This is a genomic window from Micromonospora sp. LH3U1 (genome assembly GCF_028475105.1).
Classification (GTDB): Bacteria; Actinomycetota; Actinomycetes; order Mycobacteriales; family Micromonosporaceae; genus Micromonospora.
Window position 1 is genome coordinate 5,664,882 of sequence record NZ_CP116936.1, and the last position, 14,729, is coordinate 5,679,610.

Sequence of the window (14,729 nt, forward strand, 5' to 3'; positions counted from 1 at the left end):
TAATTCGTGAGTCGCCCAATTAATAGGGCCCATGTGAGGCTGGCTCGACGTCCGACCGACCGGTTCACGAAGACCCCTCGCTTGATCCGCACGAGATCAGCGAAATCGCGGCATCAGACCGTCGCTGATACCCCGAGGTCAACGATCCCGAGTCGATCAGGATTGTCGGCCCGGTGGGATCCCTCGGCGGACCACGGCCAGGCCGCCGCCGGCCCGGATCGCCGCCAGGTCACCATCGGTGTCGGTGCGCAGCACCCGCGTTCCTCCCCTGCTCAGCCGAGCGAGCAACCCCGGATTTGGGTGCCCGTAGGTGTTACCGGTGCCCACCGGCACCAGCGCGACGGCCGGCCTCACCGCGTCGAGGAAGCCCGGGTCCTGATACGCCGAACCGTGGTGGGCGACCTTCAACACGTCCGCCCGTAGCTGCCCGGGTGCCGCCCGCGCCAGCATCGCGTGCTGCTCCTCGGTCTCCGCGTCCCCCGACAGCAGGATCCGTACACCGGCCACCGTGGCGAGCAGCACCAGCGAGTTGTTGTTCGGGTCGGACCTGGTCCCGGCCAGCGGGTACGGCGGGCCGAGCACCAGCAGGTCGACCCCGCCCACTGGATGGCGAGCGCCGGCCACGGTGGTCAACAGCGCGGCCCGTCCACCGGCCGCCGCTGCCCGGACCAACTCCCGGCCGCTCTCCAGATCGGTCGATGGCGGCGTCAGCACCGCGCCCACCCGCCGCCCCCGGAACACCCCGGCGACCCCGCCCACGTGGTCCGCGTGGAAATGGCTGACCACCAGCAGCGGCACCTCCCGGACGCCGAGCCGACGTAGGCACCCGTCCACCGCCCCCGGCTCGGGCCCGGCGTCCACGACCACCGCCCGGCCCGGGGCGACCGGCAGCACCAGGGCGTCGCCCTGGCCCACCGCGCAGGCCACCACCACCCAACCGGAGGGTGGCCAGCCGGAAGCAATCAGCCGGACCGGGAGGGAGCCCAGCAGCGCGCCGACACCCACCACCGCCACCAGCCGGCGTACGAGTGGTCGTCGCACCGCGATCAGCAGCGCCACGGTCAGCCCGGCAAGCAGCAGTGCCCCCAACACCCCGCCCGGCCAGGGCAGATTGCCGGCCGGCAGTCGAGCGCCCTGCTGGGCGATGACCACCAGCCACCAGGCCGGCCAGCTCGCCAGCCACGCGGCGAACTCGGCACCGGCCGGCCAGATCGGGGACACCATGGCCGCTGCCACGCCCAGCACGGTCGCCGGTGCGATGGCCGGCACCGCCAGCAGGTTGGCCGGCACAGCCACCAGACTGACCGTGCCGGAGATGCCCGCGCCGACCGGCCCGCAGGCCAGTTGCGCCGCCGCCGGCACGGCCAACGCCTCGGCCAGCCCAGCCGGTACGCCCCTCCGCCGCAGCCCGTCCCGCCAGCGGGGTGCGAGCAGCAACAGACCGCCGGTGGCCATGACGGAGAGCGCGAAGCCGGGATCGCCGGCCAGCTCCGGATCGGCCAGCACCAGCACGGTGACGGCGGCAGCCAACGCGGGCAGCGCGGCCCGGGGGCGGCCGGCAGCCAGCGCGGCGAGCCCGATCGCCCCCATCGTGGCGGCCCGTACGACACTCGGGGACGGACGGACCAGAATGACGAAGCCGACCAGCGCCAACCCGCAGAGTCCGGCGGCGAGCCACGGGCCAGCGCGCCCCCACCGGGCCAACAGCAGCACCGCGCCTACCACAATTGCGACGTTCGATCCGGAAACAGCATTGAGGTGTGTCATTCCGGTAGCCCGGAAGTCTTCCTCGACTTCGGGTGGCAGCCGACTGGTGTCGCCCACCACCAGCCCGGGGAGCAGACCACCCGGCTTGTCGGGAAGCGGCCCGCAGGCCCGTTGCAGCCCGACACGCAGCGTCCCGGCGGCGCGCTGCGCCCAGGAGGGCACACCGTGCCGCACGGGTGGGCCGGTGGTGCTGAGCACCGCCGCGGTGAGATCACCTCCGCGCGGTACGCCGAGTCGGCCGTCGGCGGTGACGCGCTGCCCCGGCAACAGTCCACGCCAAGCCGGATCGGTGGCCAGGGTCAGCAGCCGCACCGGTGCCCGGACCCGCCGGCCGTCCGGGCCGGTGAGCCGGACCAACTCGGTCGACACCAGCAGCATGCCCGGTCGCCCGGCGGAACGGATCGGGCGCGGATCGTCCCGAACGATCAGGTCGGCGGTGACCGGCGCGCGTTGCTCGGCCAGGGCACGGATCGGCGGTGCGTCCCGGACGGCGAGCCGGGCGGCGGTGGCCGCGCCGCCGCAGACCACGCCGAGGCCGACCGCGACGGCGATCCAGCCGTAACGGCGGGCAGCGGCCCGAGGACGGCCGAGGTGGCCCAGCAGGTGCAGGGCACTGCATGCCGTCAGGAAGGCCGCCGCCCCGGCCACCAGCAGGAGCGGGCGGCTGCCGAGGTGCAGGCCGGCGAGCGCCGTGAGCCAGACGGCCACGGCCAGCCCGGAGAGCCGCAGATCCGGCGGTGCAGGCTCCGCTCGGGTGGCCTGCGGGGGTACAGCGGACCCGCTCACACCGTCACCAGGTCTTTGAGTTGCTCGTAGCGTGCGTCGCCGATCCCGTCGACCTGGCGCAGGTCGCCAACGGACTTGAACCCGCCGTGCTGATCCCGGTGGGTGAGGATCCGTTGGGCGAGCACCGGCCCGACCCCGGGCAGCGTGTCGAGCTGCGCGAGCGTGGCGGTGTTGAGATTCAGCGGCCCGGCGGCGGGTGCCACCCCACCCGCCGCCGGCCCGGCCGCACCGCCCGGCACCGGCGGCGGCGTCACCCCGACCACGATCAGCTCGCCGTCAGTGACCTTGCGGGCGGGATTGAGCAGTGCCACGTCGACCCCGGGCAGCGCGCCCCCGGCCGCCTGCACCGCGTCGGCGAGGCGGGCCCCGGCCGGCAACCGCACCAGCCCGGGCCGGCGCACCTTGCCCGCGACCGCCACCACCAGCTCTCCCCCGCCGGGCGAGCTGGAGTCGCCCGGCGAGGCGGCCGGCGTTGCCGCGCTGGCCAGCGGGGCGACCGGCTCCGCGTGCGGCCTGGACCGCCAGGCCCAACCAGCGGCGACCACCACGACCACCACGGCGACGACCGCCAGCGCCCGTACGCCGCGCCGACCGGGGTCGAACGCCCCAGGCCCGGGCAGCCGTGAGGCCGCGATGCCTTCCGCTGCAACGGGTACGCCCGCGCCCGGCTCGGTGAGCGGCACACCAACCCGGGGCGGTAGCGCGTCAACCAGCGGCACGTCCACGAGCGGCGCCCCTGCCGTAGGTGGCGGCACACCCACCGGTGGGTCCGTCAGACGGCGCAGGCGCTGGCGTACCTCTGTCTCCTCGTCGTGCGACACAGGGCGACGCTATGGCGACGGTCGGGACGGTGGGGTGTGGCGGCGCTGCCCTGTGGACAACCCTCACCACTGTGGACAACGCCCTGATCAAGCCTCGATCTGCTATAGAAAACGGCCCGTGGTTCAGGAGTCCGGGCGGGGCGAGGGCTCCACCTGCGCACCGCCGGAGGAGCGGTGATCACTCTTACCCCGACGGCGCTTTCGCCGTGGTCGAGTGCCGGTTGTGGCAGCAGAGCGTTTGGCTGGTCGTCGGCGACGGCGCGAGTGGGCCGTTCCGCCGTCGTCGTTCAGGGGCCGCCCGGCCAGCATGCAGAGCACGGCGACAACGACGAAGACGCCCGGTCCGATGATGAAGGCGCCCTCGTTGTCGGCGACCTCCTCGGGCAGGCGCGGATCGACCAGTCCCTGGGGGTCCCGCACCACCGTGACGCGTTGCCCCACTGCCCCTTCCGGGTTGCCCGAGGCACCAATGCTGCTCCCCGGCCACAGCCCCAGTTCCCCCGGAATTCGCTGATCGCGCGGATCGGCGAGGGTGTAGTAGAGGTGGCGACCTTTCTCCGTGCCGTCTCGCACAGCGATGACGGTTGCCACGACCCGTTCACCGCGTTGCGCGAGCACCACCGAGCACAGTCCCTCGGCAGCCACGAACATGAGGAGGGGACTGACCACCCAGGCCACCGACAGCATGATCATTCGGGGAGGCGGCGAGGCCACCAGCACCGCCACCATCAGAGAAACGCACCACAGCAGGGTGCCCGGCACCGCGACGCTGTCGGCTCGAATCCAGGTTGTTCCCGCCAGGGCACCGATCGCCCCGGCGACGGTGAACACCGCCAGATACACCAGGCCAAGCGGGTTGATCAATCGACGACCACCGCGAGGCCTCATGGGCAGCAGAGTAGGCCCGGTAGGCAAAGGCCCCTGCCGAGGAAAGTGGCGCCGGCACCGGTGGACAGACCACCAGGGCCGACACCCGTCCTCGACGAGCGGTTCAACCGCCGTCGACGCCGACTCCTACAGGTACGGCCGTGTGATGATCTCGATCGCGTGTCCCGACGGGTCCATGAAGTAGAAGCCCCGCCCACCGTGCTCGGTGTTGGTCTCCCCCTCCCGCTTCAGCTGCGGGTCGGCCCAGTACGTGATGCCTCGCGCTTCGACAAACGCCAGGCACCGCGGGAACAGCTCGTCGTCAACAAGGAACGCGTAGTGCTGCATCTGGATGTCCACCGGCGGCTCGGCGAACTGGAGGAGTACGCCCTCGTCCAGCAGGAGGTTGACGAACGGCCCCCACGACGGCGCCTCCGGCAGCTCGAACAACTCCCGGAAGAACGCGGCCGAGGCGTGCTTGTCCTTGGTGGCGATGATGGTGTGGTTGAACGTGACTGTCATACGTACCGTCTTCCCGGTCGATCCGAAGACCCGACCGGAAGCCCACAGCGTTCACCCAGCCACACCGATGACAAAACCCCGAGGGCACCGACGCCCCGGATCCCGCGCGAGAGACGCGTGCATCGCGTCAATCTCGGCGTAGTGGCTGAAGTAGCCAGAACCTCCGGGGGTAGGCCCATCTGGGGCGCGCACGGAGGCTAACACAGCGGCGCGGGCAGGATCGGATAACTCAGGAGTGCTGAAGTCCAAGAGCATCCGACCGTTCGACCACGGCTCGGCCGACACCGCGACCGCCCCGGTCACCACACACGACGTGGGCACTGTTCAGCTCTTGAGTCGGCGGTGGACGACCACGCAGGCCAGGCCCGGGCCGGCGTGCGCGGCGACGACCGCGCCCGCCTCGGAGACGTACGTGTCGTGCAGCCGGTCACCGAGCCGCTGGGTGAGTGCGGCGAGCAGCGCCTCGGCCCGCTGCGGCGCGGCCAGGTGGTGCACCCCGAGATCCACGTCGTCGTCCCCGGCAGCCTCGACGGCCAGGTCGACCAGCCGGGACACTCCCCGGCTGGCGGTGCGGACCTTTTCGCGCAGCACGATCGCCCCGTCCGGCATATGCATGATCGGCTTGACGGACAGTGCGGTGCCGAACAGCGCCTCGGCCGCGTTGATCCGGCCGCCCCGGCGGAGGAACTCCAGCGTGTCGACGTAGAACCAGACGGTGGTGCGGGCGACGGCGGCGAGCGCCGCGTCGCGTACACCGGCAAGGTCGGTGCCGGCCTCGGCGGCGGTGGCGGCGGCGATGGCCGGGAAGCCCAGCCCCATGCCGGCCGAGCGGCTGTCCACGACCTCCACCCGGCCGTTCAGGTCGGCGGCGGCCAGGCGGGCGGCCTCGACCGTGCCGGACAGGGCGGCGGAGATGTGCACCGAGACGATCCCGTCGGCGCCGGCGTCGAGCAGTTGGCGGTACGTCCGGGCGAACTGTTCGGGTGCCGGGCGGGAGGTGGTAGCGGTGACCCGGCGGGCGCTCAGCGCCAGGGTGGCGTCGGCCGGCTGGGTCTCCACCCCCTCCAGCCCTTCCGCTCCGTTGAGCACGACGGTCAACGGAACGACGGTCAGCCGGTGCGCCTGCACCAGCTCGGGCGGGAGGTAGGCGGTGGAGTCGATGACAACCGCGACGGGCATGCCCGGCACGCTAGCCGATCGAGGCCCCCAACGCCGAGGCGGAAGCGCTCAGATCGCGTCGACGACCACTGGGGCGGTGACCAGGCCGACGTTGTGCGCCCGCAACTGCCAGCCACGAACGTCCTGCGGACGTCCGACAGCCGGCGCGCGGTCGTCGTGCCGTAGCTCGCTCCAGTGGCAGTTGGCCAGCGAACCGATGGTGCGCAGCACGCCGGTGTCCCAGCCGAGCAGGTGACCGATGCCCTGGCGGGAACCGCCGCCGTGGGTGGCGATCACCACGGTGCCGCCCGGCGCCGCGGCGGCCGCGTCCCGCAGTGCGGCGCCGACCCGCTCGCCGAGGTCGTGCAGGGGCTCCAGATCCGCGCCCGGATCGGGGTCGCCGGCCCGCCAGCGGGCGTACTCCTCGGGGAAGCGCTCGGCGACCTCGGTGAGGTGCAGACCCTGCCACTGGCCGAAGTGCCGCTCGCGCAGCCGGGCGTCGGTGCGTACCGGAAGCCCCGTCAGCGCGGCGAGCGCGGCGGCGGTCTCCGCGGCGCGGCTCAGGTCGCTGGCCACGATGGCGTCGGGCCGCAGCGCCGCGAGCAGCGGCGCGGCAGCGCGAGCCTGGTCGCGACCCAGCTCATTGAGGGGTACGTCGGTCTGCCCCTGGACGCGGTTGGCGGCGTTCCAGTCGGTGTTGCCGTGCCGCCAGACGATCAGGCGGGTCATTCGGCGGCGGCGGACCCGCTGGCGTCGGCCTCGACGAGGTCGCGGTCGACGAACGGGATGGTGGGGCAGTCCTTCCAGAGGCGGTCGAGCCCGTAGAACTCGCGCTCCTCCGTGTGCTGGACGTGCACCACGATGTCGACGTAGTCGAGCAGCACCCAGCGGCCACCACGCTCGCCCTCGCGCCGGACCGGCTTCGCCTTCTCCGGGAGCTCCAGCAGGCTCTCCTCGATGGCGTCGACGATGGCCAGCACCTGACGCTCGTTGGGGGCAGCGGCGAGCACGAACGCGTCGGTGATGGCGAGCTGGTCGCCGACGTCGATGATCGCGATGTCCTGCGCCTTCTTGTCGGCGGCGGCCTGGGCGGCCGCGATAGCCAGCTCGTGAGCGCGTTCGGAAACTGTCACCGTTCTCCTTCGATCAAGCGTGCGATCCTCCAAGCGTCTCATACCCGGCGACACCCCGACCGTGCAGTTCTGGTCGGTCGAACGCACAAATCGTCCCAAACCGGGCGTGATCAGCGTTGATAGAGGCTCCGCTTGGCGATGTACTGCACCACACCGTCGGGCACCAGATACCAAACTGGCTCGCCCCGGGCGACCCTCGCCCGACAGTCGGTCGACGAGATGGACATCGCGGGCACCTGGATCAGGCTGACGGTGTCCGCCGGAAGGTGCTTGTCGGTCAGCGGGAAGCCGGGCCGGGTCACGCCGACGAAGTGGGCCAGCTCGAAGATCTCGTCCAGATCCTTCCACGACAGGATGCGTTGCAGGGCGTCCGCGCCGGTGATGAAGAACAGCTGCACCTTGGGGCCGTACTCAGCCTGGAGGTCGCGCAGGGTGTCGACCGTGTAGGTCGGCCCACTGCGGTCGATGTCGACCCGGCTGACCTGGAAGCGGGGATTGGAGGCCGTGGCGATCACGGTCATCAGGTAGCGGTCCTCGGCCGGGCTGACCGGCTCGTCGGCCTTCTGCCACGGCTGCCCGGTGGGGACGAACACCACCTCGTCCAGGCCGAACCGGTCGGCCACTTCGCTGGCCGCGACGAGGTGCCCGTGGTGGATCGGGTCGAAGGTGCCACCCATGATCCCGATCCGCCGGATGTCTTCCTCCACCCAGTGATCGTAGGCCGGGCGTCCTGGCCGACCGTCCCGGCCCGGCCTGGGGGTCGCGGATCTGTTACTCGTCCCCATATACTCGCCAACAAGTAATCGAGTACGAGGACAGGAGGGCGTCGTGCCGAAGCGGCGCAAGGTCGGCAATCTGCTGGCACTGGCCGTGCTGTCCGCCCTGGTCCAGCGGCCGATGCACCCCTACGAGATCGCCACCGCACTGCGCGCCTGGGGCAAGGACCAGGACATGGAGTTCAAGTGGGGGTCCTTCTACACGGTGATCCGCAACATGGACAAAAATCACCTGATCGACGCGGTGGAGAGCGTCCGCGAGGGCCGACGCCCGGAACGCACCGTCTACCAGATCACCGACGCGGGGCGCGCCGAGCTGGTCGACTGGGCCCGCGAGCTGGTCTCCACCCCGCTGCCGGAGCATCCCCGTTTCCGCGCCGGGCTGTCCGTGCTCGCCGCACTGCACCCCGACGAGGCCACCGACCTGCTCCGGCAGCGGCTCGACCTGCTCGACGACGCGCTCCGGCAGGACCGCGAAACGCTCGACGCCCACCTGCGGGAGGTCCCGCGACTGTTCCTGGTGGAGTCGGAGTACGACCTGGCCATGCGGGCCGCGGAGGCGGCCTGGCTGCGGGCGCTGCTCGACGAGCTGACCTCGGGCAGCTATCCGGGTCTGGACATGTGGCGGGCCTTCCACGAGACCGGCGAGATACCGGCCGAGCTGACCGAACTGGCCGAGAGGACCAGCGGCAACCCCGGCACCACCGACTGACGAACGGCTCCGGCGGGGTGCGCCAACACCCCGCCGGAGCCCTTACCCCGAACCGACACCTGGGAAGGCGCCCGGCCCGAAGCGGCAATCAGAGGATAACCGGGCTCCCTCCCAGGTCCGTGCGCCCGCGCACGGACCACGACACCCAGGGAGAGAGCATGACCACGGTACGAACAGCGATCGTCATCGGCGGCGGCATCGCCGGGCCGGTAGCGGCACTCGCGCTGCGCCGCGCCGGCATCACCGCCACCGTCTACGAGGCGTACCCCGCCACGACCAGCGGGGTGGGCGGCATCGGCGGCACCCTCGCCCTCGCGCCCAACGGCGTGGCAGCCCTGCGCACGGTCGGCGCGGACGAGGCGGTGACGGCGATCGCCACCCCGATCGAGCGCAGCGTGATGGCCGTCGGCCGCCGCCGCATCGACCTGCCCACGCTGGCCGGGGTGCCACCACTGCGCGTGGTGCACCGCGCCGAACTGCACCGGGTGCTGCACGACCGGGCGGTCGCCGAGGGCGTCCCGTTCGCGTACGGCAAACGGCTGGTCGACGCTGAACAGACCAGCAGCGGCGTGACCGCCCGGTTCGACGACGGCAGCACCGCGACCGCCGACATCCTCGTCGGGGCGGACGGCATCCGGTCCACGACCCGGGGGCTCATCGACCCGGCCGCGCCCGGCCCCCGATTCACCGGGCTGCTCAGCTTCGAGGCGGTCGCCCGACACGAGGTGGACGCCGCACCGGGCACGATGACGTTCGCGTTCGGGCGACGCGGCTACTACCTGTACTGGCCGGAGCCCGGCGGCGGCACCCGGTGGGGGGTCAACCTGCCGCAGGAGCGGCCGATGAGCCTCGTCGAGGCCCGCGCGGTGCCGGCCGCGCAGTGGTTGGACACGCTGCGCACCAGCTACGGCGACGACGACCCGGGCCGGGAACTGATGGCGACCAGCAACGCCGACGAACTCCAGGTGGTCGGGTCGTTGCAGATCATGCCGCCCGTGCCGCACTGGTACCGGGGCCGGATGGTGCTGGTCGGCGATTCGGCGCACGCGCCGTCGAACAGCTCCGGGCAGGGCGCGTCGCTGGCCATCGAGAGCGCGGTGCAGCTCGCCCGCTGCCTGCGTGATCTGCCGGACGTGGCGTCGGCGTTCGCCGCGTTCGAACGGCTCCGCCGCACCCGGGTGGAGAAGGTCGCCGCCCGCGCGGCGCGGATCAACCACGCCAAGGCGCCGGGGCCGGTGGCCCGGACGCTGATGCCCTTGCTGATGCCGCTGATGGTGCGCACGGTGATGGACCCGGAGAAGACGGTCGCCCACGAGCAGCGTTACGTCATCGACTGGGACGCCCGGTCACGACCGAGCCCGCGCTGCGCTGAATCGCGGGCGCGGGGTGGCACGCCAGCCACCCCGCGCCCGACCAGCCGCAGGCCACAGCGGCGGCCCAGCCTTTCGCCGCCGCTACGGCCCAGCTCACGCCGCCGCGGCGGCCACCGCCGTCCGGGCGACCAGCGCGCGGCGCAGGTCGTCGTCGGCGTCCGTGACCACCCGGCGCAGGCCGGGGGTCAGGTCGTCACGGGCCAGCAGCGCGGCCGCCTCCCGGGTCGGTTGCGTCACGGCGTAGCGGGGGAACGCCAGGGCCGCCACCCGGTCGGCCGTCCACGGGGTACGCCGACGCGCGGCGGCCGGCAGGTCCGCGAAGTACCGCTCGACGTACGCGGCAGTCAGCTCGGCCTGTTCGGGTTGCCAGAAGCCCTCGGCGGTCGCCTCCAACAGCCGGTTGGACAGCTCGGTGTCCCGGGCGATGATCTCCCAGGCCGCCTGCTTCGCGACCGGGTCGGGCAGGGCCGCCCGGCAGCGGGCAGCCCGTTCCGCGCCCGTGGAGCTGTTGTCGGCCGCCACCTCGATGGCGATCTCCGCCTCGCCCGCGACGCCCAGCACCACCAGGCGGCGCAGCACCGCCCAGCGCAGCTCGGCGTCGACCTTCAGACTGGCCGGCACGTCCCGACCGGCGAGCCAGCCGACCAGCAGATCCGCGTCGGTGGTCGCGGCGATCCAGCCCCGCGCGGCGGCGAGCTGCAACGACTCCCCCGCCGGCGCGCCATCGAGCAACTGCTGGCACGTCCCGGCGACCCTGGCCAGCGCCGCGGACCGGGTGAGCGGATCGAGGTAGCGGTCGACCAGCGACCGGCTGAGCGTCAGCACGTCCTCCGCGATGATCACCTCGGTCTCGGCGGGCAGCGCGGCCACCATCAGGTCGATCAGGCCGGTGACCGGCCGCTCCCCGTCGGTCGCCGCGTCCAGCGCCTCGCCCCAGAGCACCGCCCGTGTGAGGGGGTCGGCCAACCCGGGCAGCACCAGCGGGACGGCCTCCGCCGACGCCGGGTCGAGGCGCACCTTGGCGAAGGTGAGGTCACCGTCGTTGAGCAGCAGCAGCCGGGGCGCCGGCGCGCCGGTCAGCTCAGCGAGCACCGTCCGGCCACCGTCGGCGGTCGCTTCGATATCCACCTCGTCGCGCTGCACGGTGCCGTCCACCGAGTAGCGGCCCACGCCGATCCGGTGCGGGCGCAGCACCGGGTACGACTCGGGCGCGGTCTGCACCACGGCCACCTCGGTGTAGCGCCCGTCGGCGTCGACAGCGACCTCGGCGCGCAACGTGTTGACCTGCGGTCGGCGCAACCACAGCTCGGCCCAACCGGACAGGTCCCGCCCGCTGGCGGCAGAAAGGCTGCTCAGCAGGTCGGCGAGGGTGGCGTTGCCGAAGCGGTGCGCGGCGAAGTGCGCGTTCAGGCCGGCGAGGAACGCCTCGTCACCGAGCCAGGCGACCAGCTGCCGCAGCACGCTGGCCCCCTTGGCGTACGAGATGCCGTCGAAGTTGAGCAGGCCCTCGTCGGTGTCGGCCACCCGTTCCGGGGCGACCGGGTGCGTGGAGGGGCGCTGGTCGGCGGCGTACCCCCAGGCCTTGCGGCGCATGGCGAAGGTGGTCCACGCCTGATCGAAGCGGGTCGCCTCGGCGGTGACCCTCGTGCCCAGGTATTCCGCGAAGGACTCGTTGAGCCACAGGTCGTCCCACCACCGCATGGTGACCAGGTCACCGAACCACATGTGCGCCATCTCGTGGGCGATGGTGGTGGCGCGCTGCTCGCGTTGCGTGTCGGTGACCGCTGAGCGGAACACGTAGTCGTCGCGGAAGGTGACGATGCCCGGGTTCTCCATCGCGCCGGCGTTGAACTCGGGGACGAACGCCTGGTCGTACTTGCCGAACGGGTAGCGCTCGGTGAAGAGCTGGTGGAACCGATCCAGGCACTGCCGGGTGACGGTGAAGATCTCCTCGGCGTCGGCGTCCAGGTGCTCGGCGAGCGACCGGCGGCAGTAGATGCCCAACGGCACGCCGTCGTGCTCGGCCCGCCGGACGTGGTACGGCCCGGCGATCAACGAGAAGAAGTATGTGGCCAGCGGCGCGCTCGGGGCGAACTCCCAACGACCGGGAGCCGGATTGGCAGTCACCTCGGCGTTGCCGGAAACCGTCCACTCCGGAGGCGCGGTGACCGAAAGGACGAACGGGGCCTTGAGGTCGGGCTGGTCGAACGCGGCGAAGATGCGCTGCACATTGTCGAGGAAGCTCACCGCGTAGAGGTAGGTCTCGCCGTCGGCCGGGTCGACGAAGCGGTGCATCCCCTCCCCCGCGTTGGAGTACGCCATCTCCGCCTCGACGACCAGCGTGTTCTCCGCGGCCAGGTCACTCAACGGCAGCCGGTTGTCGGCCAGCAGATCGGGATCGAGGTCGCGGTCGTTGAGGCGTACACCCAGCAGTTTGGCGGGCTTGACCTCGGCGAAGGTCGCGGTGCCGGCGGTCGCCCGGAACCGGATCTCGACTCGGGAGCGGAACAGCTCGGCGCCACCGGTCAGGTCGAGGTCCACCTGATAGGACTCGACAGTAATCGCCGCGCCACGCGCGGTCGCCTCTACACGGGTCAGGCTCGGCATCCGCTTATCCTGCCCGATGGGGATCGGCACCCGGTCACCACACGACCCTCGGCACTGGAGGAAAGAACCATGGCGCAGCACCCCAAGGGCGACTTCGACCTCTCTCGGGCGGTCTGGCAGCGGGCCGAAGGGGACACCTCCGACAGCGCCGTTGAGGTCGCCTTCGTCGACGATCTGATCGGGATGCGCAACTCGGCCGAGCCGGAGGGACCGGTGCTGGTCTTCACCCAGGCCGAGTGGGACGCGTTCGTGGCCGGCGCGCAGGACGGCGAGTTTGACCTGGACTGATCGTGCCCGCCGGCTCGCCGGTGTCCGTTTCCGTGCCGGTGCCCGTTGTCGGGACACCGGCACGGCAACGCGGCGCAACCGCCCGAGCTGCGCCCGGCGGGCTGGTGGTCAACCATGACCGGGCCCGTCGCCGTCGCCCCAGCCGAGGCCACCGGGGCCCGGGGCGTGGTGGAAGCCGGGATGCCCGGCCACGTCGGCGCAGCGCTCGCCGTCCGGGCCGACCGCCCCGCAGAACAGCCGCTCGGCCCGATGCCAGGCGTCGGCCGGCGACAGGGCCGCCGCGCCGAGCGCCACCTCCGGGCGGAGCAGGTTCAGCGCCTCCGCATACCCCACTGCCAGCTCGCGGGCGTCGGCCGCGTCGGGCGCGGTGAAGCCCAGGTGCACGGTGAAGAACCGGTGCGGCCGGGTGGGCCGCCGTGGCGGCCCGATCAGCGACCGCGCGTCGCGGTCTCCTCCCAGCGCGCCGACGGCTCGCCGCTGCCGCCAGAACGGTGATCTGTTGTCGCGCATCCGCCCTCCCCGTGGTTGCCCCACCAGCAGCTAACCAGGTTCCGCCGCCCCTGGGAGGGGCCAGCCGACGCGGGGATTCAGCGGCGGCGACGGGGGTACACGCAGCCGGCCGGCGGTGTCCGCCCGCACCCGCGCGTGAGGAGACCCGATGGCGACCATGCCGGCCGACCGCAGCCCGGACAGCACCCTCGCGCTGCTCCGCGCCGGCTACCGGTTCATCGGCGAACGCTGCGAGCGGTACGGCAGTGACATCTTCCAGACCCGGGTCCTGCTCGCCCCGACCATCTGCCTGCGCGGCCGGCCGGCGGCGGTGTTGTTCTACGACAACGAACGCTTCCAACGGACAAACGCGATGCCGCTGCGGGCGCAGCGGACCCTCACCGGTCGGGGCGGCGTGCAGGGGCTGGACGGGCCGGAACACTCCGACCGCAAGGCGATGTTCATGTCGATCATGACGCCGGCCGCCATCCGGCAGCTCGGCCAGCTCTTCGACGACGAGTGGCAGACCCGGATCCCCGCCTGGGAGCGTGCCGGCCCGGTGACGCTCTACGACGAGCTGGGCCGCCTGCTGACCCGGGTGGTCTGCGCCTGGGCCGGGGTGCCGCTGCCCACATCGCAGGTCGAGCGCCGCGCCGTCGAGCTGCACGCCATGATCGAAGCTCCGGCGGTGGTCGGCCCCCGGCACTGGCGGGGACGGCTCGCCCGCCGCAGCGCCGAACGCTGGCTCGCCGACCTCATCGAACGGACCCGGGTCGGCATCTCTCCGGCGCCGGCCGGCAGCGCCCTGGCCGTGATCGCCGAGCACCGCGACGGGCACGGCAAGCTCCTCCCCCGGCGGATCGCGGCGGTGGAGCTGCTGAACGTGCTGCGCCCGGTGGTCGCCGTGGACCAGTACATCGCCTTCGCCGCGCTCGCCCTGCACGACCACCCGGCCTGGCAGGAGCGGGTCCGCGACGACGACGAGGCCACCGAGCACTTCGTGCAGGAGGTACGCCGCTACTACCCGTTCTTCCCGATCGCGGCGGCCCGGGTCCGCCGCTCCTTCGACTGGCAGGGCCATCACTTCCCCCAGGGCCGACGGGTGCTGCTCGACCTCTACGGCACCAACCACCATCCGACGCTCTGGCCACAACCGGAGCTGTTCCGCCCGGAGCGCTTCGCCGACCGACGCGTGGACCCGTTCGAGCTGATCCCGCAGGGCGGCGGTGACCACTGGACCGGGCATCGCTGCGCGGGCGAATGGATCACCATCGACCTGATGAAGCGGGCGGTCGCCAACCTGACCACCAGCATGCGTTACGACATCCCCGCGCAGAACCTGGCCCTGGACCTGCACCGGATGCCCGCGCTGCCACCCCTCGGCCTGACCCTCACCAACATCCGCCACACCGCCTGACCCATGTTCCGCC

General features: G+C 72.3%; 13 protein-coding genes and 1 pseudogene. 4 read left to right on the top strand and 10 right to left on the bottom strand.

The window, feature by feature from the left end; translation table 11 throughout:
* Positions 1–156: 156 nt before the first annotated feature.
* From PCA76_RS25905 to nadD, 8 genes are all read right to left on the bottom strand, one after another.
* On the bottom strand, positions 157–2,553 hold the full coding sequence (locus PCA76_RS25905; protein ID WP_272613039.1) for a ComEC/Rec2 family competence protein: 2,397 nt from the start codon (positions 2,551–2,553) through the stop codon (positions 157–159).
* Positions 2,550–3,374, bottom strand: coding sequence for a ComEA family DNA-binding protein (locus PCA76_RS25910; protein ID WP_272613041.1), 825 nt, complete (start codon positions 3,372–3,374; stop codon positions 2,550–2,552). Before PCA76_RS25910 ends, PCA76_RS25905 begins: the two co-directional genes overlap by 4 nt.
* 123 nt (positions 3,375–3,497) lie before the next feature.
* Positions 3,498–4,238: a hypothetical protein gene (locus PCA76_RS25915; protein ID WP_272613042.1), complete on the bottom strand. Its 741-nt coding sequence runs from the start codon at positions 4,236–4,238 to the stop codon at positions 3,498–3,500.
* A 150-nt stretch (positions 4,239–4,388) separates the two neighbouring features.
* Entirely contained in the window at positions 4,389–4,763 is a 375-nt protein-coding gene (locus PCA76_RS25920; protein WP_272613043.1) for a VOC family protein, read from the bottom strand.
* A gap of 324 nt (positions 4,764–5,087) precedes the next feature.
* On the bottom strand, positions 5,088–5,942 hold the full coding sequence (locus tag PCA76_RS25925) for a DegV family protein (RefSeq protein ID WP_272613044.1): 855 nt from the start codon (positions 5,940–5,942) through the stop codon (positions 5,088–5,090).
* A gap of 48 nt (positions 5,943–5,990) precedes the next feature.
* Positions 5,991–6,650, bottom strand: coding sequence for a histidine phosphatase family protein (locus tag PCA76_RS25930; RefSeq protein ID WP_272613045.1), 660 nt, complete (start codon positions 6,648–6,650; stop codon positions 5,991–5,993).
* Complete coding sequence (rsfS, locus tag PCA76_RS25935) at positions 6,647–7,054, bottom strand: ribosome silencing factor (protein ID WP_130403715.1); 408 nt, start codon at positions 7,052–7,054, stop codon at positions 6,647–6,649. The genes PCA76_RS25930 and rsfS overlap by 4 nt, the downstream gene beginning before the upstream one ends.
* Before the next feature lie 110 nt (positions 7,055–7,164).
* Positions 7,165–7,761: a nicotinate-nucleotide adenylyltransferase gene (nadD, locus tag PCA76_RS25940; RefSeq protein WP_124817466.1), complete on the bottom strand. Its 597-nt coding sequence runs from the start codon at positions 7,759–7,761 to the stop codon at positions 7,165–7,167.
* Positions 7,762–7,882: 121 nt separating this feature from the next.
* On the opposite strand from nadD, the gene PCA76_RS25945 reads away from it, so the two are divergent.
* Together PCA76_RS25945 and PCA76_RS25950 are read left to right on the top strand one after the other, a co-directional pair.
* Positions 7,883–8,542 carry a PadR family transcriptional regulator gene (locus tag PCA76_RS25945; RefSeq protein WP_272613046.1) on the top strand — a complete coding sequence of 220 codons (660 nt, stop codon included), beginning with the start codon at positions 7,883–7,885 and terminating at the stop codon, positions 8,540–8,542.
* Between the two features lie 158 nt (positions 8,543–8,700).
* A pseudogene (locus PCA76_RS25950) lies at positions 8,701–9,603 on the top strand (FAD-dependent monooxygenase); the annotation flags it as partial.
* Positions 9,604–10,008: 405 nt separating this feature from the next.
* Here PCA76_RS25950 and pepN read toward each other — a convergent pair.
* Entirely contained in the window at positions 10,009–12,522 is a 2,514-nt protein-coding gene (gene pepN / locus PCA76_RS25955; protein ID WP_272613047.1) for an aminopeptidase N, read from the bottom strand.
* Between the two features lie 69 nt (positions 12,523–12,591).
* On the opposite strand from pepN, the gene PCA76_RS25960 reads away from it, so the two are divergent.
* Entirely contained in the window at positions 12,592–12,810 is a 219-nt protein-coding gene (locus PCA76_RS25960) for a DUF397 domain-containing protein (RefSeq protein ID WP_030491749.1), read from the top strand.
* 108 nt (positions 12,811–12,918) lie between these two features.
* On the opposite strand, the gene PCA76_RS25965 is transcribed toward PCA76_RS25960, so the two are convergent.
* Positions 12,919–13,320, bottom strand: a complete 402-nt coding sequence (locus PCA76_RS25965; protein WP_272613048.1) for a hypothetical protein — start codon at positions 13,318–13,320, stop codon at positions 12,919–12,921.
* 148 nt (positions 13,321–13,468) lie between these two features.
* On the opposite strand from PCA76_RS25965, the gene PCA76_RS25970 reads away from it, so the two are divergent.
* Positions 13,469–14,716 (top strand): cytochrome P450, encoded by a 1,248-nt coding sequence (locus PCA76_RS25970; RefSeq protein ID WP_272613049.1) that lies wholly within the window; start codon positions 13,469–13,471, stop codon positions 14,714–14,716.
* The last annotated feature ends 13 nt before the right edge of the window (positions 14,717–14,729 follow it).